At 49.4% G+C, this 267-nt stretch carries 1 protein-coding gene; it reads right to left on the bottom strand.

Annotation, left to right across the window (positions count from 1 at the left end):
* Window positions 1-267, bottom strand: a 267-nt coding sequence (locus Q4528_RS14100) for a TRAP transporter large permease subunit (RefSeq protein ID WP_303522233.1), incomplete at both ends; no start/stop codon positions are given.

Below are 267 nucleotides of genomic sequence, written 5' to 3'. Positions count from 1 at the left end.
ACCAGACACCATACCAAATAAGCCCGACGCTATGGTCGCTATTTTTGCGGCTCCGCCACGTGATCGACCACCGACCCTCAGAGCAAGGTTAAGCAGTGCATGGCCTCCGCCTGATTGGAGAAGAAAGCTACCAAATACAGTAAACGCCGCTATCACTGTAGCCGCCACACCCAATAACATCCCCCACAAACCTAAATCCCCCAAAAAAAGGGTTTCTGGTACAAAGTACACATCAAATCCACGATGCTTTAATGGTTCAGGTAGGTA

It is taken from the genome of Staphylococcus pasteuri (assembly GCF_030547725.1).
In the GTDB taxonomy this organism is placed as follows: domain Bacteria; phylum Bacillota; class Bacilli; order Staphylococcales; family Staphylococcaceae; genus Staphylococcus; species Staphylococcus pasteuri.
The sequence above is the reverse complement of the archived record's forward strand: the minus strand, read 5'-3'. Positions and strand labels throughout refer to the sequence as shown.